The sequence below is a fragment of the Paenirhodobacter sp. genome (assembly GCF_047600745.1).
Classification (GTDB): domain Bacteria; phylum Pseudomonadota; class Alphaproteobacteria; order Rhodobacterales; family Rhodobacteraceae; genus Rhodobacter.
The window spans coordinates 453,121-476,509 of record NZ_JASGKI010000001.1 but is presented as its reverse complement, the minus strand read 5'-3'; the positions used below and the strand labels follow the sequence as shown (position 1 = coordinate 476,509).

The 23,389-nt window shown below is 66.9% G+C and carries 27 protein-coding genes; 8 read left to right on the top strand and 19 right to left on the bottom strand.

What is annotated here, in order from left to right; genetic code table 11:
* Nucleotides 1-3: 3 nt before the first annotated feature.
* Genes QM789_RS02575 through QM789_RS02565 form a run of 3 tightly spaced genes read left to right on the top strand, consistent with a single transcriptional unit; the run spans nucleotide 4 to nucleotide 2,764 of the window.
* Nucleotides 4-327, top strand: a complete 324-nt coding sequence (locus QM789_RS02575) for a hypothetical protein (RefSeq protein ID WP_420350398.1) — start codon at nucleotides 4-6, stop codon at nucleotides 325-327.
* Entirely contained in the window at nucleotides 324-1,919 is a 1,596-nt protein-coding gene (locus QM789_RS02570) for a hydantoinase B/oxoprolinase family protein (protein WP_420350397.1), read from the top strand. The genes QM789_RS02575 and QM789_RS02570 overlap by 4 nt, the downstream gene beginning before the upstream one ends.
* Before the next feature lie 50 nt (nucleotides 1,920-1,969).
* Nucleotides 1,970-2,764 carry an IclR family transcriptional regulator gene (locus QM789_RS02565; protein ID WP_420350396.1) on the top strand — a complete coding sequence of 265 codons (795 nt, stop codon included), beginning with the start codon at nucleotides 1,970-1,972 and terminating at the stop codon, nucleotides 2,762-2,764.
* Nucleotides 2,765-3,050: 286 nt separating this feature from the next.
* Here the strand turns inward: QM789_RS02565 and QM789_RS02560 are convergent, their stop codons facing one another.
* The 5 genes from QM789_RS02560 to QM789_RS02540 form a co-directional block, all read right to left on the bottom strand.
* Nucleotides 3,051-3,845 (bottom strand): cytochrome c1, encoded by a 795-nt coding sequence (locus tag QM789_RS02560; RefSeq protein ID WP_420350395.1) that lies wholly within the window; start codon nucleotides 3,843-3,845, stop codon nucleotides 3,051-3,053.
* Nucleotides 3,846-3,856: 11 nt separating this feature from the next.
* On the bottom strand, nucleotides 3,857-5,170 hold the full coding sequence (petB, locus tag QM789_RS02555; RefSeq protein ID WP_420350394.1) for a cytochrome b: 1,314 nt from the start codon (nucleotides 5,168-5,170) through the stop codon (nucleotides 3,857-3,859).
* Between the two features lie 10 nt (nucleotides 5,171-5,180).
* Entirely contained in the window at nucleotides 5,181-5,738 is a 558-nt protein-coding gene (gene petA, locus QM789_RS02550) for a ubiquinol-cytochrome c reductase iron-sulfur subunit (protein WP_420350393.1), read from the bottom strand.
* A gap of 208 nt (nucleotides 5,739-5,946) precedes the next feature.
* Complete coding sequence (locus tag QM789_RS02545) at nucleotides 5,947-6,651, bottom strand: response regulator (protein ID WP_420350392.1); 705 nt, start codon at nucleotides 6,649-6,651, stop codon at nucleotides 5,947-5,949.
* Entirely contained in the window at nucleotides 6,651-7,151 is a 501-nt protein-coding gene (locus QM789_RS02540; protein WP_420350391.1) for a MarR family winged helix-turn-helix transcriptional regulator, read from the bottom strand. Before QM789_RS02540 ends, QM789_RS02545 begins: the two co-directional genes overlap by 1 nt.
* Before the next feature lie 150 nt (nucleotides 7,152-7,301).
* Here QM789_RS02540 and QM789_RS02535 point away from each other — a divergent pair, with 150 nt between their 5' ends.
* Nucleotides 7,302-8,171 carry a branched-chain amino acid aminotransferase gene (locus tag QM789_RS02535; RefSeq protein ID WP_420350390.1) on the top strand — a complete coding sequence of 290 codons (870 nt, stop codon included), beginning with the start codon at nucleotides 7,302-7,304 and terminating at the stop codon, nucleotides 8,169-8,171.
* 48 nt (nucleotides 8,172-8,219) lie between these two features.
* Here the strand turns inward: QM789_RS02535 and QM789_RS02530 are convergent, their stop codons facing one another.
* From QM789_RS02530 to QM789_RS02495, 8 genes are all read right to left on the bottom strand, one after another.
* On the bottom strand, nucleotides 8,220-8,411 hold the full coding sequence (locus tag QM789_RS02530; RefSeq protein ID WP_420350389.1) for a hypothetical protein: 192 nt from the start codon (nucleotides 8,409-8,411) through the stop codon (nucleotides 8,220-8,222).
* A gap of 87 nt (nucleotides 8,412-8,498) precedes the next feature.
* Nucleotides 8,499-9,425 (bottom strand): DMT family transporter, encoded by a 927-nt coding sequence (locus QM789_RS02525; protein ID WP_420350388.1) that lies wholly within the window; start codon nucleotides 9,423-9,425, stop codon nucleotides 8,499-8,501.
* A 3-nt stretch (nucleotides 9,426-9,428) separates the two neighbouring features.
* Nucleotides 9,429-10,481, bottom strand: a complete 1,053-nt coding sequence (gene queG / locus QM789_RS02520; RefSeq protein ID WP_420350387.1) for a tRNA epoxyqueuosine(34) reductase QueG — start codon at nucleotides 10,479-10,481, stop codon at nucleotides 9,429-9,431.
* A gap of 53 nt (nucleotides 10,482-10,534) precedes the next feature.
* Complete coding sequence (locus QM789_RS02515; RefSeq protein ID WP_420350386.1) at nucleotides 10,535-11,200, bottom strand: glutathione S-transferase family protein; 666 nt, start codon at nucleotides 11,198-11,200, stop codon at nucleotides 10,535-10,537.
* A gap of 69 nt (nucleotides 11,201-11,269) precedes the next feature.
* The gene (locus tag QM789_RS02510) at nucleotides 11,270-11,599 is read right to left on the bottom strand and encodes a TfoX/Sxy family protein (protein WP_420350385.1); all 330 of its coding nucleotides are present in this window, start codon (nucleotides 11,597-11,599) and stop codon (nucleotides 11,270-11,272) included.
* Nucleotides 11,599-12,195, bottom strand: coding sequence for a recombination mediator RecR (gene recR, locus QM789_RS02505; RefSeq protein ID WP_420350384.1), 597 nt, complete (start codon nucleotides 12,193-12,195; stop codon nucleotides 11,599-11,601). The genes QM789_RS02510 and recR overlap by 1 nt, the downstream gene beginning before the upstream one ends.
* A complete protein-coding gene (locus tag QM789_RS02500) occupies nucleotides 12,196-12,543 on the bottom strand; it encodes a YbaB/EbfC family nucleoid-associated protein (protein ID WP_420350383.1) in 348 nt (115 codons plus the stop codon).
* Nucleotides 12,544-12,553: 10 nt separating this feature from the next.
* A complete protein-coding gene (locus QM789_RS02495; RefSeq protein WP_420350382.1) occupies nucleotides 12,554-14,284 on the bottom strand; it encodes a DNA polymerase III subunit gamma/tau in 1,731 nt (576 codons plus the stop codon).
* Between the two features lie 473 nt (nucleotides 14,285-14,757).
* Between QM789_RS02495 and QM789_RS02490 the strand changes: the two genes are divergently transcribed.
* The 4 genes from QM789_RS02490 to QM789_RS02475 are packed head-to-tail and all read left to right on the top strand — an operon-like array spanning nucleotide 14,758 to nucleotide 17,360.
* A complete protein-coding gene (locus QM789_RS02490; protein WP_420350381.1) occupies nucleotides 14,758-15,261 on the top strand; it encodes a YbjN domain-containing protein in 504 nt (167 codons plus the stop codon).
* Between the two features lie 25 nt (nucleotides 15,262-15,286).
* On the top strand, nucleotides 15,287-16,093 hold the full coding sequence (gene proC / locus QM789_RS02485) for a pyrroline-5-carboxylate reductase (protein ID WP_420350380.1): 807 nt from the start codon (nucleotides 15,287-15,289) through the stop codon (nucleotides 16,091-16,093).
* Complete coding sequence (locus QM789_RS02480; RefSeq protein ID WP_420350379.1) at nucleotides 16,090-16,419, top strand: tRNA-binding protein; 330 nt, start codon at nucleotides 16,090-16,092, stop codon at nucleotides 16,417-16,419. The genes proC and QM789_RS02480 overlap by 4 nt, the downstream gene beginning before the upstream one ends.
* The gene (locus QM789_RS02475) at nucleotides 16,419-17,360 is read left to right on the top strand and encodes a 2-hydroxyacid dehydrogenase (protein WP_420350378.1); all 942 of its coding nucleotides are present in this window, start codon (nucleotides 16,419-16,421) and stop codon (nucleotides 17,358-17,360) included. Before QM789_RS02480 ends, QM789_RS02475 begins: the two co-directional genes overlap by 1 nt.
* On the opposite strand, the gene QM789_RS02470 is transcribed toward QM789_RS02475, so the two are convergent.
* The 6 genes from QM789_RS02470 to QM789_RS02445 all read right to left on the bottom strand — a co-directional run bounded on the left by QM789_RS02470 (nucleotide 17,357) and on the right by QM789_RS02445 (nucleotide 23,389).
* Entirely contained in the window at nucleotides 17,357-17,935 is a 579-nt protein-coding gene (locus tag QM789_RS02470; protein ID WP_420350377.1) for a thymidine kinase, read from the bottom strand. The genes QM789_RS02475 and QM789_RS02470 overlap by 4 nt on opposite strands.
* Nucleotides 17,936-18,212: 277 nt before the next feature.
* On the bottom strand, nucleotides 18,213-19,460 hold the full coding sequence (locus tag QM789_RS02465; protein ID WP_420350376.1) for a DEAD/DEAH box helicase: 1,248 nt from the start codon (nucleotides 19,458-19,460) through the stop codon (nucleotides 18,213-18,215).
* Between the two features lie 227 nt (nucleotides 19,461-19,687).
* Nucleotides 19,688-20,137, bottom strand: a complete 450-nt coding sequence (gene dtd, locus QM789_RS02460; protein ID WP_420350375.1) for a D-aminoacyl-tRNA deacylase — start codon at nucleotides 20,135-20,137, stop codon at nucleotides 19,688-19,690.
* 9 nt (nucleotides 20,138-20,146) lie between these two features.
* A complete protein-coding gene (locus QM789_RS02455; protein ID WP_420350374.1) occupies nucleotides 20,147-21,259 on the bottom strand; it encodes a primosomal protein N' (replication factor Y) - superfamily II helicase in 1,113 nt (370 codons plus the stop codon).
* Between the two features lie 6 nt (nucleotides 21,260-21,265).
* On the bottom strand, nucleotides 21,266-22,411 hold the full coding sequence (locus QM789_RS02450) for an SPFH domain-containing protein (RefSeq protein ID WP_420350373.1): 1,146 nt from the start codon (nucleotides 22,409-22,411) through the stop codon (nucleotides 21,266-21,268).
* 9 nt (nucleotides 22,412-22,420) lie between these two features.
* Nucleotides 22,421-23,389: a DUF2927 domain-containing protein gene (locus QM789_RS02445; protein WP_420350372.1), complete on the bottom strand. Its 969-nt coding sequence runs from the start codon at nucleotides 23,387-23,389 to the stop codon at nucleotides 22,421-22,423.

Below are 23,389 nucleotides of genomic sequence, written 5' to 3'. Positions count from 1 at the left end.
GACTTGCCCGAACCGCTCTCGCCGACGATGGCCAGCGTCTCGCCCGCCGCGCGGGTCAGCGGTCTGGTGCAGAAGGCCGATTTCCGCGCCGAACCGATCGAGGGGCCGGAGGCCAGCGCCGCCGTGACCGGCCATCGTCCGGTCTGGATGCCGGAGGCGGGCGATCATGTCGAAACGGCACTGTATCAGCGCGATCTGCTGCGGCCGGGCAATATCGTCCCCGGCCCCGCGATCATCGACCAGATGGATTCCACCACCGTCGTGCCGCCCGGCATGCGCGCCACCGTGGACGCCTACCGCAACCTCATCCTGGAGGCCGACCAATGACCGCCCCGACGCAACTGAATCCGATCACGGTCGAGGTGATCGGCTCGGCCTTCGCCTCCACCGTCGAGGAAATGGGCGAGGCGCTGGTCCGCGCGAGCTATTCGACCAATATCAAGGAACGGCGCGACTGCTCCACCGCGCTGTTCGACACCAGCGGCCAGATGCTGTGTCAGGCGGAACATATCCCGATGCACCTGGGCAGCTTCATCGGCTTCATCCCCTATATCCTCGCCCATTTCGACGCCGCCGACATCCGCCCGGCCGATGTGTTCATGGGCAATGACGCCTATGAGGGCGGCGGCACCCACCTGCCCGATATCGTTCTGGCCGAGCCGATCTTCGTTCAGGGCGCGCTGGTCGGCTGGGCGATCAACACCGCGCATCATTCGGACTTCGCCGACCGGGGCCATGCGCATATCTATCAGGAGGGTCTGCGGATCCCGCCGGTGCGGCTCTATCGCGAAGGGGTGTTGCAGACGGATATTCAGCGGATGTTCCTGCTCAACTGTCAGGTGCCGCATGAACGGGTGTCGGACCTGCGCGCGCAGATGGCGGCGAACCGTCTGGGCGTGACGCGGATGCAGGAACTGTGTGGGAAATACGGCACCGAGACGGTTCTGGCGGCGGGCGCCGAACTGATGGACTATGCCGAACGCAAGATGCGCGCGGGGATCGCGGCGATCCCGGATGGCACCTATGCCTTTTCCGACCGGTTCGATTCCGAGGCCCTGCGCGGCGAGCTGGAATTCAGCGCGACGGTGCGCGTGGCGGGGGAGGAGCTGTTCATCGACATCGACGCCCCGCCGCAGGTCCGCGCCGGGCTGAACGTGGTGCGCACCGCATTGTTGGCAACGGTTTATTACGCGGTGAAGACGGTGGTGGATCCGACCGTCCTGCCCAATGCCGGGCTGGCGCGGCCGCTGCATGTGACGGCGCGGGAGGGCTCGATCCTGAACTGCGCGCATCCGGCGGCGGTGGATGGCCGGATCACCGCCTGTCAGCGCGTGGTGGACCTGATCCATGGCGCCTTTGCGCGGGTGGTGCCGGAACGGGTCACGGCGGCCTCGAACGGCTCCGTCGCGGTGGCGAGCTTCAACGGCACGCGGGCGGACAGGTCGCTCTGGGTCTATCTGGAGACGATCGGCGGCGGCTTCGGCGCGCGGCACAACAAGGACGGGCTGGATGGCGTGCATGTGCATATGACCAACACTTCGAACCTGCCGGTGGAGGCGCTGGAGAACGAATATCCGATCACGCTGTTGCGCTATGAACTGGTGAATGGCTCCGGCGGGCGGGGACGGTTCGTCGGCGGCATGGGTCTGCGCCGGGTCTATCGGGCCGAAGCGGAATGCCGGGTGCAGGTGATGGGCTCGCGGCTGATCTCGAAGCCCTGGGGCCTTGCCGGGGGCGGGCCGGGCGCGAATGGCCGGTTCAGCCTGAACGGGGTCGAGGGCACGTTTGACGACGGGTCGGTCGATCTGAAGCCGGGCGATGTGCTGGAAATCGTCACCCCCGGCGCGGGCGGCTACGGCCCGGCGGCACAGCGCGCGCCCGAGGCCGCTGCGCGCGACCTGCGCGAGGGACGGTTCTGATCCCGGGGCCGCGCGGTTGACTTTGCGGCCCCGCGCGGCCAGATACCGGCATGAATTCCGAAAGTCGGACCGTGGACAAGAAATCCTCCTCGAACGTGCAGCGCGCCGCCGAGATCCTGCTCAGCCTTGGTGCGGCGGGCCCGGCGGGGATGAGCCTCGCCGCGCTGTCGGGCGCGACGGGGGATGCGAAGGCCGCCGTGCATCGGGCCTTGGTGGCGCTGGCGAATTTCGGCTTCGTCGATCAGCCGGGGCGGCGCGGCAACTACCGGCTGGGCCCGGCGATCTATGCGCTGGCGAACCGCTCGGTTTCGGTCCAGGAGATGATCGGCCTGTTCCGCCCGGCGCTGATTTCGATCACGGCGGAGACGGGGCTCTCGACCTTCCTGATGGCGCGGGCGGGGCTGGATTCGGTCTGCCTCGATTTTCAGACCGGGGCGATGAACGTGCAGCCCTTCGTCGATGGCGTGGGCGGGCGGCTGCCGCTGGGCGTCGGGCTGGCCGGGGTCTGCGTGCTGGCGATGATGGAGGCATCGGCGCGGGAACGCGTGCTGGAAATCAACGCACCGCGGATGGAAAGCTGGGGCGTGACGCCCGATCAGGTGCGGGCCGAAATCGCGGATTATCACCGGCTGGGCTATGTCATCGGCACCCGGCAGACGATGGCGGGGGCGAACCTGACGATTTCGGTTCCGGCGGAAATGCCGCAATTGTTCAACAACGAGGCGGCGATTTCGCTCCTTGCTCCGGCGGGTGGCCTGTCGGAGGCGCAGATCGCCGAGACGGTCGCGGTCATCCGCCGCCACATCGGTTCGGTGATCGAGATGCGCCGCGGCGCGGGGCTTTGAGCCGGACAAGGCGCGCGGTTCGCCGCCCGGCGGGTGTCGGCCAAAAGACGCTGCTGGCTGCGGCCGGGGGCAGTGCAATTGGGGCACCGCGCTCCATCTGTTGGATCAATCCCGGATAGGGCAGGGCGCGGCCCCGGTGCTCGCATCCGAATGTTCTGCCTGCCCGATGAGCAGGGATTGGATCCGCGCGGCCCCGGTGCGTGAGTCGCATCCCCCGGGATGCCGGGCAGCATCGGCGGCGCGGCCCCGGCGGAAATGAAAACGCGCCCCGAAGGGCGCGTTTCCGTCAGGCGTTGGGGTTGTGCTTGCCCTTGTAGGGCGCCCAGAGCCGCTTGTTCGTCAGGTAGAGCAGCACCGTCAGCAGGCTGAGCAGCAGCACGGCGGTAAAGCCCATCTGCTTGCGCGCCATCATCTTCGGTTCCGCCGTCCACATCAGGAAGGCCGAGACATCTTCCGCCATCTGCTCGACCGTGGCCGGGGTGCCATCCTCGTATTCGATGATGTCCTCGGACAGCGGCGGCGCCATCGAGATCCACCCGGTCGAGAAGATCGGGTTCTCGTAATAGGTCGCGCCCGCTTCTTCCTTGGTTTCCTCGGTGAAGTGGGTCAGCAGCGCGTGGATGTATTCCGGCCCGCCGATGCCGCGGAACAGCTGGTTCAGGCCGGAGCCGTAAGGCCCATGGAAGCCCGCCCGCGCCTTCGCCATCAGGCTCAGGTCCGGGCCCATGCCATCGCCCGAGCGGGCGGGGAAATGGTCGGTTTCCTTGCGCGGACGTTCCTCGCCGGTGTCCTTGTCGATCGCCGGGTCGAGTTCGGCCGCAAAGGCGCGCACCCAGTCCGGATCCATCTGCGGACCGCCTTCGTCCGCCAGCGACCGGATCGCGACGAATTTCAGGCCGTGGCAGGAGGAACAAACCTCCCGATAGACCTGAAAGCCGCGGCGCAGCTGCTGCTGGTCGAAGGTGCCGAAGGGGCCCTCGAAGGAGAAGGCGAAGTCCTCGACATGGGCCGCACTCTCGGCCGCCATGACGGGGGCCGACAGCAGGCAGGCGGACAGGGCCGTGATCAGAAGCTTTTTCATCGTCCTCGTCCTCATTCCGCCGGGGTGCCGTAGTGGTTGTCGAAGTCCTCCTCGATCGTCGCCGGCGGAGTCAGCGGTTTTTCGACGAGGCCCAGCACCGGAAGGATCACCAGGAAATAGGCGAACCAGTAGGTGGCGCCGATCAGCGAGATCCAGTCATAGGGGAACTCCGTCGGCATGGCGCCCACCCACATCAGCACGATGAAATCGAGCGCCAGCAGCCAGAACCACCATTTGAACACCGGGCGGAACTGCCCCGAACGGACCTTCGACGTATCGAGCCAAGGCGCCAGCGCCATGACCGCGATCGCGCCGAACATCGCGATGACGCCGAAGAACTTTGCGTCGACGATGCCGAAGGTCACCCATTGCACCAGCATCACCACCCAGACATCGGCGGTGAAGGCGCGCAGGATCGCGTAGAACGGCAGGAAATACCATTCCGGCACGATATGCGCGGGCGTCGCGAGCGGGTTCGCCTCGATGTAGTTGTCCGGGTGGCCGAGGTAGTTCGGCATGAAGCCGACGACCGCGAAGAACACCAGAACCACCAGCGCCAGCGCGAACAGATCCTTGATCACGAAATAGGGCCAGAAGGGCAGGGTGTCCTTCTTCGCGTTCTCCTTCGTGTCGCGGCGCACCTCGACCCCGGTGGGGTTGTTGTTGCCGGTGGTGTGGAAGGCCCAGATATGCACCAGCACCAGCGCGGCGATCACGAAGGGCAGCAGGTAGTGCAGCGAGAAGAAGCGGTTCAGCGTGGCATTGTCCACCGCCGGCCCGCCCAGCAGCCAGGCCTGAATCGCCGGCCCGATGCCGGGGATCGCGCCGAAGAGGCCGGTGATCACCGTGGCGCCCCAGAACGACATCTGCCCCCAGGGCAGCACATAGCCCATGAAGGCCGTGCCCATCATCATCAGGTAGATGATCATGCCGACGATCCAGGTGATTTCGCGCGGTGCCTTGTAGGAGCCGTAGTAGAGGCCGCGGAAGATGTGGATATAGACCGCGACGAAGAACAGCGAGGCGCCGTTCGCATGGATGTAGCGCAGCGCGTAGCCGCCATTCACATCGCGCATGATATGTTCGACCGAGGCGAAGGCCAGATCGACATGCGGCGTGTAGTGCATCACCAGAACGATGCCGGTGACGATTTGCAGGCCCAGGCAGAAGGCCAGCACGATGCCCCAGATCCACCACCAGTTCAGGTTCTTGGGGGTGGGGATCATGATCATGTCATAGATCAGCGCAACGACGGGCAGCCGCGAATGCAGCCATTTTTCGATGCCGGTCTTGGGTTCGTAATGGTCGTGGGGAATTCCAGACATGCGCGGCTCCTCAACCCAGCAGGATGGTGGTGTCGTCGGTGAACTTCGCCACCGGGATGTCGAGGTTGCGCGGCGCGGGGCCCTTGCGGATCCGTCCGGCGGTATCGTAGTGCGAGCCGTGGCAGGGGCAGAACCAGCCGCCGAAATCGCCCGCGCCATCGCCCAGCGGCACACAGCCGAGGTGCGTACACACCCCCATCATCACCAGCCATTCGCCCGCTTCGTCCAGCGTGCGGTTCTGGTCGGCGGCATCCGCGCCCGGCTTGTTCTCGTTCTCCGCCGAAGTATCGGTCAGGGTCGAGACATCGACCGCGCGGGCCGCGTCGATCTCCGCCTGGGTGCGGCGGCGGATGAACACGGGCTTGCCGCGCCATTTCACGGTCAGCTGGGTGCCCGTCTCGACGCCGGAGACATCGACATAGATCGAGGCCAGCGCCTTGACGTCCGCCGAAGCGTTCATCTGGTTGACAAGCGGCCAGACGGCCGCGCCCGCGGCCACCGCCCCGGTGCCCGCCGTTGCGTAGTAGAGGAAATCCCTCCGGGTGCCTGCGTCTTCTGCGTGGGACACGAATGTACTCCTTCCCTGCCCGGAAACCGGGCCATACGACGTGACGGGCCACACTTTCGTGCCGCCGATCATTCTGAATTTGTAACAATCACGATTTTGTCAGTCCAGCCGCCAAAATGCGGCGGAACCGCGGAATCGTTGGGATTTTCGGGCTTGCGTCGATCCGTCGCGGTGCCGCCGCGCGGCAATTCGGCGCTGCCGCGCAGCATCAGTCGGGGGCGAGCATGTAGCCCAGCCCGCGCACCGTCTGCAAATAGCGCGGCTCGCGCGGGTCGGGCTCGATCTTGCGGCGCAGGCGCGTGATCTGCACATCCACCGCCCGGTCGCCGGTATCCTCGGGCGCGGTGCGGTCGCGGCCCAGTTCCTCGATCAGATCGGTGCGGCTGACGACCTCTCCGGCGCGGGCGGCGAAGATCTTCATCAGCGCGACCTCGGTTGCCGTCAGGCGCACCGGGCTTTCGCCCTGCCACAGCTCGCCGCGTTCCTGATCGTAGCGCAGCGGCCCGAGGCTCAGGTATTTCGGCCCGGTCTGCACCTCCGAGGGCACGCGGCGCAGGATCGCGTTGATCCGCAGCAAGAGTTCCTTCGGCTCGAACGGCTTCGGCAGATAGTCATCCGCCCCGGCCTCCAGCCCCTCGATCCGCTCGCGCGTCTCGCCGCGCGCGGTGAGCAGCAGGATCGGCGTCTTCAACCGTTTGCGCAGGTCGCGCGTCAGGCTCAGCCCGTCCTCGCCGGGCATCATCACGTCGAGCACGATCAGGCTGAAGTCCAGCCCCGAGAGCAGCTTGCGCGCATGGGCGGCGTCGCGCGCGGCGGTAACCAGAAAACCGTTCCGGGCCAGGAACTTCTGCAACAGGCCACGGATGCGTTCATCGTCATCGACGATCAGGAGGTGGGGGGCGGTCGGGTCCATCACGGCTGATCCTTCAGCATCTGGTAGTGGCGGCGCATGTCCGGATCCATCATATGTTCCAGAACCTGGCGGAAGCCAGCCACCGCCTGCGCCCCGGCGGCCCGGTAGGCGCCGCGCATCCGGGCGCGCTGCGCCTCGGACAGTTCGCGCTCCAGCGCCTCGCCCTTGCCGGTGAGGTGCAGGTGCCGTGCCCGCTTGTCGCGCCGGCCGACGCGGCTTTCGACCAGCCCGTCCTCGATCAGCGTCCGCAGCACCCGGTTGAGCGACTGCTTCGTCACCCCCAGCACCGACAAGAGCGTCGTCACCGTCAGGCCCGGCTCGCGGTTGATGAAGTGGATCGCGCGGTGATGCGCCCGGCCATAGCCGTATTTCTCCAGAATGCGGTCCGGATCGGCGGTGAAGCCGCGATAGGCGAAGAACATCGCCTCGATCCCGCGCCGCAGCTGCTCGTCGGTCAGGAACAGGAGCGTCTCGCCGCCCTGCGTGCCCGTATCTGCCATTGTAACCTTCCTCGCTTTTTCGCGATTTTAGGGCAGCGTTGTTGACTTTCCAAGAATCAATTGTTACCGAAGCCCATCTTTCGCGCAACTTTATGACCTGTTTGGCCATTTTGGGCGCAACATATGGAAAAATACCGGAAGGAGACGGAAATGGCCGGGTCGTATGAAGATCGTGACGGGTTCATCTGGATGGATGGCACGCTGGTGGAGTGGCGCAAGGCGCAGGTGCATATCCTGACCCATGCGCTGCATTATGCCTCCTCCGTGTTCGAGGGCGAGCGCTGCTACAACGGCAAGATCTTCAAGGGCGTCGAGCATGCGAAGCGCCTGCGCCGGTCGGCGGAGCTTCTCGACATGGAGATCCCCTATTCGGTCGAGGAGATCGAAAAGGCGAAATACGACATGCTGAAGGCGAACGGCTGGACCAATGCCTATGTGCGCGCCGTGGCCTTCCGGGGTGCGGGCGATGAAATGGGTGTCTCGGCGGTGGGCAACCCGGTGCGGCTCGCGGTGGCGGGCTGGGAATGGGGCGCCTATTACGGCGACGCCAAGACCAAGGGCGCGAAGCTCGACATCTCGAAATGGAAGCGGCCCTCGCCGGAAACCATTCCTTCGGCAGCGAAGGCGGCGGGGCTTTACATGATCTGCACCATGTCGAAGCACGCAGCGCAGGCGAAGGGCTGCTCGGATGCGCTGTTCATGGATTATCGCGGCTATGTGGCCGAGGCGACCGGCGCGAACATCTTCTTTGTCAAGGACGGGGAAATCCACACGCCGCTGCCGGATGCCTTCCTGAACGGCATCACCCGGCAGACGGTGATCGAACTGGCGAAGCAAAAGGGCATCCGCGTCTGGGAACGCCATATCGAGCCGTTCGAGCTGGAAGGGTTCGAGCAATGCTTCCTCACCGGCACCGCGGCGGAAGTGACCCCGGTCGGCGAAATCGGCCCCTATACGTTCGAGATCGGCAAGATGACGCTCGATCTGGCCGAGACCTACGAAAAGCACGTCCGGGCCTGAGGCCGGAATACAAACGCGCCCCGCGGGGCGCGTTTTTCTTTGGCTCAGTCAGGTAGCGGGGCGTTCGAGCCGGTCGATGCGCAGGAATTCCTCCACCTTGCGCGCGGTGCGGGCCACGGGCCGCTGATTCAGGCCAAGGATCGCCGGATGGATCCCCTCCTTCCGGGCCAGTTCGAGGAAATGCTTCACGCGCGATCCCTCGGCCTTCGGCGCGGCGCGGTCGATGATGTGTCGGGACATGGCAGCCTCCTTCTGGTGTCCATGCTCCTGTATAGCACCGAATCGGACCTTTTTCACCCCGGCGTTCCGTCGCGGGCCGGAAGCTGCCTATCCGTGCGGGGTGGTGGCCTTGCGCTGGCGCCGTTCGAGGCCGAGCTGTCCCTCGCGCCAGATGATCAGCACCCCCGCCGCGATCACCACCGCCGCGCCGATCAGCGTGGTGACGGCGGGCGTCTGGCCGAAGACGGTATAGCCCAGGATCAGCGCCACCACGATCGAGGCATATTCAAACGGCGCAACCACCGAGGCATCGGCATGGCGATAGGCTGCGGTCATCAGGATCTGCGACGTCCCGCCGATCAGCCCCGCGCCGATCAGCAGCATCGCCTCCCGCGCCGTCGGCATCACCCAGCCGAAGGGGAGCGTGAACAGTGCCATCATCGTCGCGGTGAGGGAAAACCAGAACACGATGGCCGAGGTCCGCTCGGTCGCCACCATGCGGCGGATCTGGATCATCACCAGCCCGGTGCAGCAGGCCCCGCCAAGGGCGAGCGCCGCGCCGATCATCTCCGACCGCCCGGCATGGCCGCCGATCTGCGGCCAGAGCACGATCAGCACCCCCACCATGCCCAGCACCACCGCCGAGGAGCGCACCAGCCGCACCCGCTCGCCCAGTAGCAGCGCGGCGAAGATCACCGTCAGGATCGGCGCCGCATAGCCGATCGCCGTCGCTTCGGGCAGCGGCAGATAGGCCAGCGCGGCGAAGCCGAGCGCCATCGAGGTGGTGCCGATCACGCCCCGCAGGATATGGGCGAACGGCTTTTGCACCCGCATCCCGCCGGACAGTTCATGCGTCACGGCCAGCCAGATCACGATCGGCAGGATGCCGAAGGCCGAGCGGAAGAACACCATTTCCCCCGGTGGCACTCTGCCGGAGACGGATTTCAGCATCGCCGCCATCACCGTGAAGGCGACGACGGAGGCGAGTTTCAGCGCGATGCCGGTGGCGGTCGAGGGCGGGGCGTCCGGGGTCATGGCTCACGCTTCAGGATCAATGCCCAGCCGGTATAGCGCCCACCGGGCCGCTTCGGCAACGGTCGGGTCGGGGTCTTCGCACAGCGCGCGGGCGGCAGGGGTCAGCGCCGCATCCCCCGAATTTCCGATGGCGTAAAGCACGTTGCGCACCATCCGGTCGCGCCCGATCCGTTTGATCGGCGATCCGGCAAAGCGCGCGCGGAAGGCGGCATCGTCCAGCGCCGCGAGTTCGGCGAGCGGCGGGCTGCCGTGGCGGGCGGAATAGCCGATGTCGCGCGCCTCGACCGCGAATTTGTTCCACGGACAGGCGGCGAGACAATCGTCGCAGCCATAGATCCGGTTGCCCAGAAGCGGGCGCAGCTCCGGATCCACCGGCCCGTGGTGCTCGATCGTCAGGTAGGAAATACAGCGCCGCGCATCCAGCCGGTAGGGCGCCGGAAACGCATCGGTGGGGCAGGCCGTCAGGCAGGCCCGGCAGGAGCCGCAATGGCTGACCTCCGGCGCGTCGGCGGGCAGGTCCAGCGTGCTGAAGATCGCGCCCAGAAAGAACCAGTTGCCCAGATCGCGCGCCAGCACATTGGTATGCTTGCCCTGCCAGCCAAGGCCCGCCGCCTGTGCCAGCGGCTTTTCCATCACCGGGGCGGTATCGACGAAGACCTTGATCTCGCCGGGCAGGCCGCGCCGCCGCGCTTCGTCCAGAAGCCAGCGCCCGACCCGTTTCAGCCGCCGTTTCACCAGGTCATGATAATCCTTGCCCTGCGCATAGACGCTGATCGCGCCCCGGTCAGGCAGCCGGGTCGCCGCGCGCGGATCGGTCTCGGGCGCATAGGATTCGGCCAGCATGATCACCGAACGCGCCTCGGGCCAGAGCGCCGCCGGGTCGCCCCGCCAATGCGCTCGGTCGGCCATCCACGCCATCTGGCCGTGCATCCCGGCCTCCAGAAAGGCGCGCAGCCGGTCCATCGCCTCGGGGATCGCATCGGGCCGGGTCACGCGCATCTTGGCGAAGCCCTCGGCCAGGGCCTGCCGCTCCAAGGCTGATTTCAGATCCTGCACGCACATACCCCCGGCCTGTCGGGGAAAAGAGGGCGAATCCCGCCGAAGTCAACCTAGAAATCGAGTTCCGCATATTGCGGCGCGGGGGGCATGCCGGGCAGTTGATCCGCCAGCAGCGAGCGGAACGCAGGCCGCGACTTGATCTTGGCATACCAGTCCTTCACCGTCGCCGACCGATCCCAATCCACATCGGAAATATAGTCGAGGCAGCTCAGATGCGCGGCGGCGGTAAAATCGGCCAGCGTCATCACATCGCCCGCCAGCCAGCGCCGCTGATCCAGCAGCCAGCCCATGTAGTCGATGTGGAACTTGATCGCGGTGAGGCCCTCCTTCACCGTTTTGCTGTCGGGGTAGCCCTTCTTCATCACCCGTTTCCAGACCCGCTCGCCCATGATCTTGCGGGTGACCTCGGCGTTGAACTTGTCGTCGAACCAGCCGCACAGGCGCCGGACCTCGTAGCGGCCTTCGGGGTCGCGCGGCATCAGCGGCGGGTTGGGGTGGGTTTCCTCGACATATTCGCAGATCGCCTGGCTTTCGGGCATCGTCAGATTGCCCATCCGAAGCACCGGCACCTTGCCCGCCGGATTGCGGCGCAGAAAATCGGGCGAGGGATCCCAGGGCTTTTCCTCGATCAGCTCGACCTCGATCTTCTTCTCTGCCAGCGTCAGGCGCACCTTCCGGCAAAAGGGTGAAAGCGCGACGTGATACAGGCGGTTCATCGGTCTTCCCTGGCTGCGGAGATTTGCCCCGTGATACCCCCGGCGGGGCAGGGGATCAATGCCGGAAGGTTAATCGCGCCGCCGTCGGCCCTTTGGCGCCGGTTCCGGGATCACCTCGGCCAAGAGCGCGATCAGGTCGCGCAGCCAATCGGCATCCTCCCAGGCGTCGGGGTCGATCCGCCACCAGGGTTTCGCGCCCGGATAGGGCTGGCCCGCCACCGGATCGGGCAGAAAGGCCGTCACCTCCGGCAGTTGCCGCACAAAGAGAGCATCGTCACACAAAAGCGCGAGCGTCTTCGCCCCGTCCTTCACCGCATATTCGCCGAACATCCGGTGCAGCCGCACCCGCCCGCCCAGTTGTTCCAGCAGGAAATCCGCGGTTTCCGGCGCCGTCGCCATCAGAGCGACCTGCGCGCGCGCAGCGCCGCCGAAATCGTGCCGTCGTCGAGGTAGTCGAGTTCGCCGCCGATCGGCACGCCCTGCGCCAGTGTGGTGATGCGCACGCCGGTGGGTTCCAGCGCCTCGGCGATATAATGCGCGGTGGTCTGGCCCTCGACCGTGGCGTTGAGCGCGAGGATCACCTCGCGGATGTCCTCCGCCCGGATCCGGTCGATCAGCCGGGGAATGCCGAGTTCCTCCGGCCCGACCGCATCCAGCGCCGAAAGCACCCCGCCCAGAACGTGATAGCGGCCCTTGAAGGCATGCCCGCGCTCCATCGCCCAGAGGTCGGCAATATCCTCGACCACGCAGATTTCGCCGGTCGCCCGATCCGGATCGGCGCAGATCGCGCAAATCTCGCCGGTCGAGATATTGCCACAGACAGGACAGTCGCGCGCATGTTCCGCCACCGCCCCCATCGCCGCGGCCAGGGGCGCCATCACCTGCACCCGCTTGCGCAGCAGATGCAGCACCGCGCGCCGGGCCGAGCGCGGACCCAGCCCCGGCAACCGCGCCATCAGCGCGATCAGCCCCTCGATCTCGTCCCGTCCGTCCATTCAGAGCGGCGGCAGGTTCATGTCGGCGGGCAGGCCGAGTTCGGAGAGCAGCTTGCGCTGTTCGTCCTGCGCGCGGATGGCGGCGCGGCCCTGCGCATCCTTGATCGCGGCAAGGATCAGATCCTCGACGATTTCCTTTTCCGAGGCGACGAGGATCGACGGGTCGATGTTCAGCCCCGTCAGCTCGCCCCGCGCGGTGGCCCGCGCCTGAACCAGACCCGCCCCGGCCTCGCCGGTCACCACGATCCGGCCGAGGTCTTCTTGCAGGGTCGCCATCCGCTCCTGCATCTCCTTCGCGGCCTTCATCATCTTGGCCATGTCGCCCAATTGGCCCAAACCCTTGAACATTCTCTTCTCCTTAACCGTCCTCGAAAGGATCCCACTCGTCCTCGACCTCGGGCAGCGCCTCCTGCGCCTGTTCCTGAACGATGTCGCGGGCGAGGGTAATGTCCTCGAACTGCGCCTCGGGGAAGGCGGCAAAGATCGCCTGCACCACGGGGTTCGCGCTGCGCGCCTCGGCCTCCGCCGCAAGCCGGTCGGCGTCGCGCAGGGCGGCGATGGTGGGGGCGCCGCCCGCGTTCACGATCGACACGCCCCAGCGGCTGCCGGTCCAGCCCTGCAACCGCTGCTGCAACGTCGCCGCAAGGTCGCGCGGCGCGCCGGGGGCGGGCTCGAATTCGATCCGGCCGGGGGAATAGGCGGCGAGCTTCACGCCGTTCTCCACATCCACCAACAGCTTCACATCGCGCATCCGCCGGATCAGCGCCACGACATCCTCGAACGTCGCATAGGCGGCGAGCGCACCGGGCGCCACCGCAACCGCCACCGCCGCGCCCGAGGGCGTGACATGCAGCGACGGCCCGTTCAGCATCGCCCGCGTCGTCGCCGGTGCGCCACCGCCGGGCGCGGGCGTGCCGCGCGCGGAGGCGCCGCCCTGCTGGATCCGGCGCATCAGGGTTTCCGGGTCTGGCAGGTCGGCGACATGGGTCATCCGGATCAGCGCCATCTCCGCCGCCATCATCGCATTGGGCGCGGCCGAAACCTCCTCGATCGCCTTGAGCAGCATCTGCCACAGCCGCGACAGAACCCGCATCGGGATCGCCGCCGCCATCGCCTGCCCCCGGGTGCGTTCCTCGGGCGGCACGGTGGGGTCGTCGGCGGCCTCGGGCGTGATCTTGATTACCGAAACCCAATGGGTGATTTCCGCCAGATCGCGCAGCACCGCGATCGGGTCCGCGCCATCCGAATACTGGCCGGACAATTCCGTCAGCGCGCCCGCCGCATCGCCCTTCAGCACCATGTCGAACAGGTCGAGAACCCGGCCCCGATCCGCGAGCCCCAGCATCGCCCGGACCTGATCCGCCGTCGTTTCCCCCGCGCCATGGGCGATCGCCTGATCCAGAAGCGACATCGCATCGCGCACCGAGCCCTCCGCCGCGCGGGTGATCAGCGCCAGCGCGTCCGCCGCGATCTGCGCGCCCTCAAGCCCCGCGATCTTCGCCAGATGGGCCATCATCACCTCGGGCTCGATCCGGCGCAGGTCGAACCGCTGGCAGCGCGACAGCACCGTCACCGGCACCTTGCGGATTTCGGTGGTGGCGAAGATGAATTTCACATGCGCGGGGGGTTCCTCCAGCGTCTTCAGCAGCGCGTTGAAGGCCGAGTTCGACAGCATGTGCACTTCGTCGATGATATAGACCTTATAGCGCGCGGAGGTCGGCGCGTAATGGACCGAATCCAGCACGTTGTTGCGGATGTCATCGACCTTGGTCTGCGAGGCGCCGTCCATCTCGATCACATCGACATGGCGGCCTTCGGCGATGGCGCGGCAGTTTTCGCATTGCAGGCAGGGCTCGGTGGTCGGCCCGCCCTTGCCATCGACGCCGGTGCAGTTCAGCCCCTTGGCGATGATCCGCGCGGTGGTCGTTTTGCCCACCCCGCGCACCCCGGTCATGATGAAGGCATGCGCGATCCGGTCCGCGGCAAAGGCGTTCTTCAGCGTGCGGACCATATCCTCCTGTCCGATCAGATCGGCGAAGGTGGCGGGGCGGTATTTTCTGGCAAGAACCTGATAGCCGGTCTCGGACATGGGGCGCTCCTGTAGTCGCACGCAATCTAGATGGCCCCGCGGCCAAGGTAAACCAATGGGTGCCGGCGGCTTTCTGTCGCCATGGTTCCCCTGCCGGTACAAGCGCCGTGGTTTGATTGAGGCCGGCTTAACCAACTGTCTCGGAAAAGCGTGCAGCCGCAATGGCATTGCGCGAATATCGCTTGGGGCAGGCGACCGGAGATGCGCCTGATCCCGCAATGTCGCAAGTTCTTTCGTGACGAGTGACTGTGCCCCCGGCTCCGCGCCGGGGGCGTTTTCCGGCTCCGGCGCCCAATTTCCAAGTTGTCTACAGGTTTCTGCCTGTCGCGGCGCCGCCAAGGGGCGAATTTGCTTTACAGGCGAATCATTCACGGTCACGATATCTGGTATGGCGTCCATCGCAAGGGCGCCTTGACTGGTGCGGAAAACAAGACCTTGGGCAATGCACTCACGGGTCTGCAAGAGGCAGGACGATGGCGCTGAGCGAAGATTATCTCCATTCCGGGGATCTCCATCCCATTGATATGGTCGAGATGATGGCCGTGGCGCAGCAATGGGATTTCGACCGGATCACCGAGGATCAGATCGCGATGACGGTCACCGGGCAATGGCGGACCTATTCGATCACGCTTGCCTGGTCGGCGCGGGACGAAACGCTGCGGCTGATCTCGACCTTCGACATGGAGCCGCCGCAGGGGCGCCTGCCGCAGCTTCTGGACCTGCTGAACCGGATCAACGATCAGGTCTGGGCCGGTGCCTTCACCTGGTGGAACGATCACAAGCTGATGGTCTGGCGCCATGGGCTGATCCTCGCGGGCGGGCAGGTGCCGGGAGAGGATCAGATCGACCGGCTGATCGGCGCGGCGGTTTCGTCGTCTGAACAGTTCTACCCGGCGATGCAGCTGACCTGCTGGGGCGGCGAAACGCCGGAGCGCGCGATGCAGGTTGCCATTGCAGAGGCTTACGGTCGCGCCTAGTCTTCCCTGAAAAAAGGGGAGCATGATGGATTTTTCTGATATCGAGGCGCGCGGTCTGGTTCTTCTGGGCTGCGGCAAGATGGGTTCGGCGATGTTGGCCGGATGGTTGCGCGGCGGGCTGTCGCCCAAGGCCGTGCATGTGGTCGACCCGCATCCTTCGGACTGGCTGAAGGGCACCGGGGTCGCGGTGAACGAACTCCTGCCCGCGCATCCGGCGGTGGTGCTCATCGCGGTGAAGCCGCAGATGATGGGCGCCGCGTTGCCGCAGCTACAGGGGATCGGCACCGATACGCTGGTGGTTTCGATCGCGGCGGGCACCAAGATCGCGGCCTTCGAGGCGGTCTTCGGCGCGGTGCCGGTGGTGCGGGCGATGCCCAACACCCCCGCCGCGATCGGCCGGGGCATCACCGCGATCTGCCGCAACGCCCTGGTGACCGAGGCGCAGTTCAGCGAGGCCGAGGGGCTGCTGAGCGCGGTGGGCGCGGTCGTCCGGCTGGACAGCGAAGCGCAGATCGACGCGGTGACGGCGGTCTCCGGCTCCGGCCCGGCCTATGTCTTCCACCTGATCGAAACGCTGGCTGCGGCCGGAGAGGCGGAGGGCCTTCCGGCGGATCTGTCGATGCAGCTTGCGAAGGCCACCGTGGCCGGGGCAGGGGAACTGGCGATGCAGGCGGCGGAGGATCCGGCGCAGCTCCGCGTCAACGTGACCTCTCCGGGCGGCACCACGGCGGCGGCGCTGGCCGTGCTGATGGATGCGGAGAATGGCTTCCCGGCACTGTTGACCCGCGCGGTGAAGGCGGCGGCGGATCGCGGGCGGGAACTGGGCGCGTGATCAGCTTCGACGATTTCCAGAAGGTGGACATCCGCGTCGGCCGGATCGTCGCGGCGGAGCCCTTTCCGCAGGCGCGCAAGCCCGCCTACAAGCTGCTGATCGACTTTGGCGATCTGGGGCAGAAGAAATCCTCGGCGCAGATCACCCGGCATTATACGCCCGAGGAGCTGATCGGGCGGCAGGTGCTGGCGGTGGTGAACTTTCCGCCGCGCCAGATCGGGCCGTTCATGTCCGAGGTGCTGACGCTGGGCGTGCCCGATGCCGAGGGTGAGGTGGTTCTGGTCGGCCCCGGTTCCGATGTCCCGCTGGGTGGGAGGCTGTTCTGATGAAGCTGCTGGTGACGCGCAAGCTGACCGATGCGGTGGAGAAGAAGGTGGCGGCGGAGTTCGACGCCACCTTCCGCAACGGCGCCGCGCCGATGACCGAGGAAGAGGCGCATCAGGCGCTGATGGACTATGACGCGCTCTTGGTCACGCTGGGCGACCGGGTGACGGCAAAGGCGCTGAGCGGCGATATCCGCGCGAAGATCGTGTCGAATTTCGGCGTGGGATATAACCATATCGACGCGGCGGCGGCCAAGGCGCGCGGCATCGTGGTGACCAATACCCCGGGCGCGGTGACGGATGCCACGGCGGATATTGCGCTGACGCTGATCCTGATGAGTGCGCGGCGCGCGGGCGCGGGGGAACGGTTCGTGCGCTCGGGCGCTTGGACCGGCTGGACGCCGACGCAGTTCCTGGGCCAGCATGTCACCGGCAAGACGGTGGGGATCATCGGACTGGGCCGGATCGGGGAAGCGATCGCCCGGCGCTGCCATTTCGGTTTTGGCATGCCGGTGTTGTTCCACAACCGCTCGCCCAAGGATCCGGGTTTTCCGGCGCGGCAGGTGCCGCTGGAAGATCTGCTCGCCGGATCGGATTTCGTCGTGGTCGCCGTTCCCGCCACGCCGCAGACGCATCACCTGATCGGCGCGGCGGAATTCGCGCGGATGCAGCCGCACGCGCATTTCGTCAACATCGCGCGGGGCGATATCGTTGATGAGGCGGCGCTGATCGACGCCTTGCAGCGCGGCGTGATCGCGGGGGCGGGGCTTGACGTGTTCGAGCGCGAACCCTTCGTGCCCGAGGCGCTGCGGCAGTTGGAGAATGTCACCATGCTGCCGCATCTGGGCACGGCGGCGCTTGAGGTGCGCGACGCGATGGGCTTCATGGCGGTGGATAACCTGATCGCCTTCCGCGACGGCAAGGTGCCGCCGAACGCGGTCTAGGCGCCGGTCGCTTCGCGCCAGTGGCGGCGGCAGAGGGAGACATAGGTCTCGTTGCCGCCGATCTGCACCTGCGCGCCCTCGCGCAGGGCGCGGCCCTCGGCATCCAGCCGCACCACCATCGTCGCCTTGCGTCCGCAATGGCAGATCGTGCGGACCTCGCGCATCTCATCGGCCAGGGCCAGCAGCGCGGCGGAGCCGGGGAACAGCGCGCCGCGGAAATCCACCCGCAGCCCGTAGCACATCACCGGCAGGTTCAGGTCATCGACCGCGCGCGCCAGTTGCCAGACCTGTTCGGGCGACAGGAACTGCGCCTCGTCGATGAAGACACAGGCGCAGGGGCCTTGGGCCAGCCGCGCCTCGATCATCGCGAACATGTCGGTTTCGGGGAGGAACATCGCGGCCTCGGCGCCGATGCCGATGCGGCTGGCGATCCGCCCCGTGCCCGCCCGGCCATCCAGCGCGGCAGTGACCAGAAACGTCTGCATCCCGCGTTCGATATAGTTGTAGGACGCCTGCAACAGGATCGTGCTCTTGCCGGCATTCATCGTCGAATAGTGGAAATACAGCTTGGCCATGCCGTTCCATAGCGCAGCGCCGGGGGCAGGGCTATCCCTGCATGCGGGGAGAGACGGTCGCTGAAAAGGCGGTGGGTCGCCCCTGTACGCTGAGAAGGGGGCGAATGGGTTTCGTCACCTGCGTCTTCATGCGGAGGGGGCCTGCTAAAGGCACCCCTGCACGCGGAGAATGGGGACGGGCAGGGGTCCGCCAGCGGAGGAGGCGGGGCTGCGCGGCGGGCGGGGCCCTGTGAAGGGCCGACCCGCCGCGCGGATAAGGTTGGCCCGTCCGGGGGCGTCAGGCGCTCACGCGCCGTTTCGGCGCCTGCGATCCGCCACGCGCGGGCTTCGGCTGGGGCTTCGGGCCACGGCCACGGTGGGGCGCCTTGGCCGCCGGGCGGGCAGGTTCCACCGCCGCATGGGGCTCGCCGCCGATCACCGGGATCTTCGCCCCCATCGCCTTTTCGATCGCCTTCAGATCGCCCATCTCCGCCGGGGCGCAGAAGGCCACGGCGCGGCCATTCCGCCCGGCCCGCGCGGTGCGGCCGATGCGGTGGACGTAGTTCTCGGGCACATTCGGCAGGTCGTAGTTGTAGACATGGGCAACCTCGGGGATGTCCAGCCCGCGCGCGGCGACATCGGTCGCCACCAGCACCTTGATCTCGCCCGCACGGAAGGAGCTCAGCGCCCGCTCCCGCTGGTTCTGCGACTTGTTGCCGTGGATCGCCGCCACCGAATGGCCCCAGTTTTCCAGGAGCCGCGTCAGCTTGTCCGACCCGTGCTTGGTACGGTTGAACACCACGGCGAGTTCGCCCGGATGCTTCGTCAGATATTCGGCCAGCAGCGTCGCCTTGTCGCCCTGATTGACGAAATGCACGCCCTGTTCGATCTTTTCGGCGGCCTTGCCCGGGGGCGCGACCTGCACCCGGACCGGATCGGTCAGGTAGCTGGCAGCCAGTTCTTCCATCAGCTTCGGCATGGTCGCCGAGAACAGCATCGTCTGCCGTTCCGCCGGGATCAGCCGGGCAATCCGGCGCAGCGCATGGATGAAGCCGATGTCGAGCATCTGATCCGCTTCGTCCAGCACCAGATATTTCGTCTCCGACAGCACCAGCGCCCGCCGTTCGAGCAGGTCGAGCAGCCGCCCCGGCGTCGCGATCAGCACATCGGTGCCCTTCGCCAGCTTTTCCGTCTGTACGTTGATCGAGGCGCCACCGACGACCCGCTGAATCCGGATCGGTGCGCCTTCGCCAAAGGCGCTGAGATTGTCATGAATCTGCGTCGCCAGTTCCCGCGTAGGGGCCAGCACCAGCGCGCGCACGGTCTTCGGCGCGGGACGCTTGCCATAGGCGATGATCCGGGTCAGCATCGGCAGGCCGAAGGCCGCCGTCTTGCCGGTGCCGGTCTGCGCAAGGCCCAGCAGGTCGCGGCCGCGCACGATATGCGGGATGCCCTGTTCCTGGATCGGCGTCGGCTTGGTCAGCCCCATGCGCGTCAAATTCTGCACCAGAATCGGCGCGAGGCCGAGGTTCTCGAAATTTTCCAAAGATTTATCTTTCATGGGCGCGCAACGGCGCGCAAAACGGTTGGCCGAAATCGGCCGGGCGGGCGGGGCGCAGGCCATCGGCCCGCTTGCCCCCCGCGTGATCTGAGGCCATGTCTCCGCCCCTTGCGCCTGATGCGCGGCTGCACACGCGGGCAGCGGGGTCTCGGATGCCTAGCAGATGGGCGCATTTGACCGCTGAGTCAAGAAAATTCGCCGCAGTGCGGAAATCAGGCGCGGTCGGCGGTGTCGAGCCAGATCGTCACCGGCCCGTCGTTGAGCAGGCTCACCGCCATGTCGGCGCCGAATTCCCCGTTTTCCACCGGCAGGCCCAGCCCGCGCAAGGCATCGCTGAAATGCCGATAGAGCCGTTCGCCGATGTCGGGCGCGGCGGCGGTGGAAAAGCCCGGGCGGTTTCCGGTCGATGTATCCGCCGCCAGGGTGAACTGGCTGACGACTAGGCAGGCGCCGCCGATGTCGATCACTGAGCGGTTCATCTTGCCCGCCTCGTCGCGGAAGATCCGGCATTTCGCGACCCGCGCGGCCAGCTTCTCGGCCTGCACCTCGGTGTCGCCCTGCATCGCGCAGACGAGGATCATCAGGCCGGGGCCGATTTCGCCGGTGACGCGCTCCTCCACTTCGACCTTCGCATGGCGGACACGCTGGATCAGGGCTCTCATGGTATCTCCTTACCGGCCAAAGGTGCCGGAACGGTCGAGGTAATAGATCACGCCCAGCACCACCGCCGCGGCGACCACGGCGGCGGCGATCTTCCACGGCGACCAGGGGCGATCGCCCTGCACCTGACCGGTCTGGGCATTGACGACGAAGGTGTAGCTGCGCCCCTGGAACCGATAGGCGGCGGTCCAGACCGGCAGCAGGATATGCTTGAACGTCTCCGACGAAAACGCCGGATCCATCCGCAGGATGCGCTGCTCGTCGCCGCCGATGTCGCGCCGCACGTCCGACTGGATCACCCGGATCATTTCGGCCTGGGCCAGATGGTGCCCCTCGCCAAGGTCGACGGTATAGCCCTCTGCCGCGAAACCGGCGAGGTAATCGGGCCGGTATTCCGCCAGTTGCGACAGATCCCAGGGCCGCAGCCCGTCCACATGCGCGGGCCGCAGCGACCGCGCGGCATAGATCAGAACGTCGTCGAAGGCCCGCCCGACCCGGCCCGAGACATTCGTCCAGCGGACATGGCGCACCTGCTGCGTCCGGGTCTGCGGGCGGCCATCGACCATGACCTGAACCTGCCGGGTCTCATACCAGTAATCGCCGCGCTGGCCCATGTAGCCGGTCTGGCTGAGCGCGTCGAAGGTCCAGAATGGCGCATAGACCCCGGCCATCTTGCGCCCCCGCCGGGCATATTGCGCCAGCCCCCCGGGCGCGAACCACAGGCTGCCCAGCCAGCGGCCAAGTGCCGCCCGCGCATCCGCCTCGGTCAGGCGAAAGGGCACGACGCCCTGCGGCTTGATCTGCCGGTGGGTGCCGGTATCGGTCACCACCGGTGTCGCGCAGAACGGGCATTCCAACGCATGCCCGGCGCCCGAAACCTCGATCCGCGCACCGCAGTTCGGACAGGAAACGGTGCGGTTCTCCTCGACCTCGCCCTCCGGCAGCCGCGCCTCCAGCCCCAGTTCCAGCGGCAGTTCCCGCAGCCGGCTGACCCCGCGCCCGGTCGCGCGGGGGATGTCCTGCACATGGCCGCAATGGTCGCAGACCAGCCGCTCCTGCCCCGGGGCGAAGCGCAGATCCGCCCCGCAGGATTCGCAAGGATAGTGGAATTCGGCCTGCGCCATCGGCGGTTATGCCCCCGGCGGCGGAGGTGGCGGCGGCGCGATGGTGAACAGCTGCGCGAGTTCGGTGATCTCTTCCGCGCGTTTCCAGCCATCCTGCCCGGGCGACCAGACCAGCGAGTCGCGGGTGAAGCTGCCGCTGGCCGCCTGCCGCCCAAGGCTCGCCTTGCTGAACGGTCCGGTGGTCTGCCCCCCGGCGGCGACATGCCAGACCCGCTCGACGGGAGGCGGCGGGGGCGGCGCGGCGACAGCCGCGCCGCCCCCGCCCCACGGCGCCTGCGCAGCAGGCGCAACACCCCACGGACCCCAGCTCTGCGCCGCCTGTCCGCCCATCGCGAGCCCGACGCCCGCACCCACCGCGGTCGCCATCCCGGCGCCCGCGGCCGATCCCGGCTGACCCATCGCCTCGGCGGCATTGAACTGCATGTAGCGGTTCAGATCCCCCACGATCCCCATCGAGGTCCGCTTGTCGAGCGCCGCTTCCACCGCTTCCGGCAACGAGATGTTCTCGATGTAGAATTCCGGGATCGACAGGCCGTAGGCCGCGATCACCGGCGCGATGGCTGTGGCGACGATCCGGCCCAGGTCGGCGGTATTCGCCGCCATGTCCAGCACCGGGATCGTCGACCCCGCCACCACGCGGCTGAACTCCTGCACGATCACGTTGCGGATCTGAAAGCTGATCTCGTCGGCGGTGAATTCGCCATCCGTGCCGACGATCTCGGCCATGAACTTCGCCGGATCCGTCACCCGCATCGCATAGGTGCCAAAGGCGCGCAGCCGCACCATGCCGAATTCGCTGTCGCGGCAGATCACCGGGTTCTTCGTGCCCCATTTCAGATCGTTGAACCGGGTGGTGTTGACGAAATAGACCTCGGATTTGAACGGCGAGCGGAAGCCGTGGTCCCAGTGCTGAAGTGTGGTCAGCACCGGCATGTTGTTGGTCTCCAGCATATAGAGGCCCGGCCCGAACACATCGGCGATCTGGCCTTCGTGGACGAAGACCGCCGCCTGCCCCTCCCGCACCGTCAGCTTGGCGCCGTATTTGATCGCATGGCCGTAGCGCTCGAACCGCCAGACCATGGTGTCGCGGCTGTCATCTGTCCATTCGATGACGTCGATGAATTCGCCGGTCAGGAAATCCAGAATGCCCATGTGCTTCTCCTATGCGTCGGGGCCCAGAAGCTCGTCCGCGATGGTCTGGACGATCGGACGCGCCTGCTCCTCGGTCATGCCGGGGCGCAGGCGCGGGTCGTAAAGGATGCGCAGCAGAAGTTCGTCATGCCGCGTCAGCAGGGAAAATTCCTCGTCGTCGTTGAAGATCGAGGGCCGCGCCTCCGGGCTGTCATTGGCAAGGCCCAGCCCCTGCGCCAGTTCCTCGTGGAAGCACGATTGCCGCAGGTCGCGCGGATGCTCCGCCCGGATCACCGCGATCGCCCGGGTATAGACCGGCGCGGCGCCATCCGAGAAGGCAAAGGCCATGCAGAAGGTCGAGGGCGGCAGGTCGGTGATCGCCGCGATCGTCGCCGCCGTGATCCCCGGCACCAGTTGCTGCAACCGGGGGCCAAGGGCGCGGCGCTCGTCCTCGTTCACCACCAGCACGTTGAAATTGCCGCCCGTGCGCACCACGCCCACGGGATGGCGCGAAGCCCGCGCCAGTTGCCCGGCATAGGCCGTGACCATGGCCCGGTCCTCGGCCCGCTGCGCTTCGGGCACCGAAGCGCCGAATTCCACGGCGAGTCGCACCGGCGTCTCCCAGCGGCGCAGCTTGCTGGGCGTCACCCGCGCATTCATCCCGCTGTCGTATTCGTCATAGAGCGCGATGGCGACGAAATCATCGACCAGTTCCCATTTCCGGAACGCCGCATCGCGCGGGGCGACATCCTTGCGCATCAGCCCGCGTGATTTCAGCGTCCGCTCCACCTGCGCGTAATAGGCGACCATCGCCGCGCTTTCGGGTGAACGCTGGACGGTCCGGCCGTTTTCGCCCAGATCCCCCGGCGCACCCCAAGGCCGGGGCGAGCTTTCGGGCGCGCCGCTCGTGGGGGGGGCGGATGTCAGCGGGGCCGGTAATGGCGCACAGCCCGCCAGCAACGCGGCCACGCCGAGCGCGATCCCCGTCTGTCGTCGCAT

Excerpts from the sequence above, each read along its gene's own strand:
- QM789_RS02450 (WP_420350373.1), bottom strand. The coding sequence starts at position 22,411 with ATGGGCATTCTGGATTTCCTGACCGGCGAATTCATCGACGTCATCGAA.
- QM789_RS02525 (WP_420350388.1), bottom strand. The coding sequence starts at position 9,425 with ATGACCCCGGACGCCCCGCCCTCGACCGCCACCGGCATCGCGCTGAAA.
- QM789_RS02535 (WP_420350390.1), top strand. The coding sequence starts at position 7,302 with ATGGCCGGGTCGTATGAAGATCGTGACGGGTTCATCTGGATGGATGGC.
- QM789_RS02560 (WP_420350395.1), bottom strand. The coding sequence starts at position 3,845 with ATGAAAAAGCTTCTGATCACGGCCCTGTCCGCCTGCCTGCTGTCGGCC.
- QM789_RS02490 (WP_420350381.1), top strand. The coding sequence starts at position 14,758 with ATGGCGCTGAGCGAAGATTATCTCCATTCCGGGGATCTCCATCCCATT.
- QM789_RS02510 (WP_420350385.1), bottom strand. The coding sequence starts at position 11,599 with ATGGCGACGGCGCCGGAAACCGCGGATTTCCTGCTGGAACAACTGGGC.
- dtd (WP_420350375.1), bottom strand. The coding sequence starts at position 20,137 with ATGAGAGCCCTGATCCAGCGTGTCCGCCATGCGAAGGTCGAAGTGGAG.
- QM789_RS02455 (WP_420350374.1), bottom strand. The coding sequence starts at position 21,259 with ATGGCGCAGGCCGAATTCCACTATCCTTGCGAATCCTGCGGGGCGGAT.
- recR (WP_420350384.1), bottom strand. The coding sequence starts at position 12,195 with ATGGACGGACGGGACGAGATCGAGGGGCTGATCGCGCTGATGGCGCGG.
- QM789_RS02445 (WP_420350372.1), bottom strand. The coding sequence starts at position 23,389 with ATGCGACGACAGACGGGGATCGCGCTCGGCGTGGCCGCGTTGCTGGCG.
- QM789_RS02545 (WP_420350392.1), bottom strand. The coding sequence starts at position 6,651 with ATGGACCCGACCGCCCCCCACCTCCTGATCGTCGATGACGATGAACGC.
- QM789_RS02515 (WP_420350386.1), bottom strand. The coding sequence starts at position 11,200 with ATGAACCGCCTGTATCACGTCGCGCTTTCACCCTTTTGCCGGAAGGTG.
- QM789_RS02500 (WP_420350383.1), bottom strand. The coding sequence starts at position 12,543 with ATGTTCAAGGGTTTGGGCCAATTGGGCGACATGGCCAAGATGATGAAG.
- proC (WP_420350380.1), top strand. The coding sequence starts at position 15,287 with ATGGATTTTTCTGATATCGAGGCGCGCGGTCTGGTTCTTCTGGGCTGC.
- QM789_RS02565 (WP_420350396.1), top strand. The coding sequence starts at position 1,970 with ATGAATTCCGAAAGTCGGACCGTGGACAAGAAATCCTCCTCGAACGTG.
- QM789_RS02495 (WP_420350382.1), bottom strand. The coding sequence starts at position 14,284 with ATGTCCGAGACCGGCTATCAGGTTCTTGCCAGAAAATACCGCCCCGCC.
- QM789_RS02475 (WP_420350378.1), top strand. The coding sequence starts at position 16,419 with ATGAAGCTGCTGGTGACGCGCAAGCTGACCGATGCGGTGGAGAAGAAG.
- QM789_RS02540 (WP_420350391.1), bottom strand. The coding sequence starts at position 7,151 with ATGGCAGATACGGGCACGCAGGGCGGCGAGACGCTCCTGTTCCTGACC.
- QM789_RS02570 (WP_420350397.1), top strand. The coding sequence starts at position 324 with ATGACCGCCCCGACGCAACTGAATCCGATCACGGTCGAGGTGATCGGC.
- QM789_RS02530 (WP_420350389.1), bottom strand. The coding sequence starts at position 8,411 with ATGTCCCGACACATCATCGACCGCGCCGCGCCGAAGGCCGAGGGATCG.
- petB (WP_420350394.1), bottom strand. The coding sequence starts at position 5,170 with ATGTCTGGAATTCCCCACGACCATTACGAACCCAAGACCGGCATCGAA.
- QM789_RS02470 (WP_420350377.1), bottom strand. The coding sequence starts at position 17,935 with ATGGCCAAGCTGTATTTCCACTATTCGACGATGAATGCCGGCAAGAGC.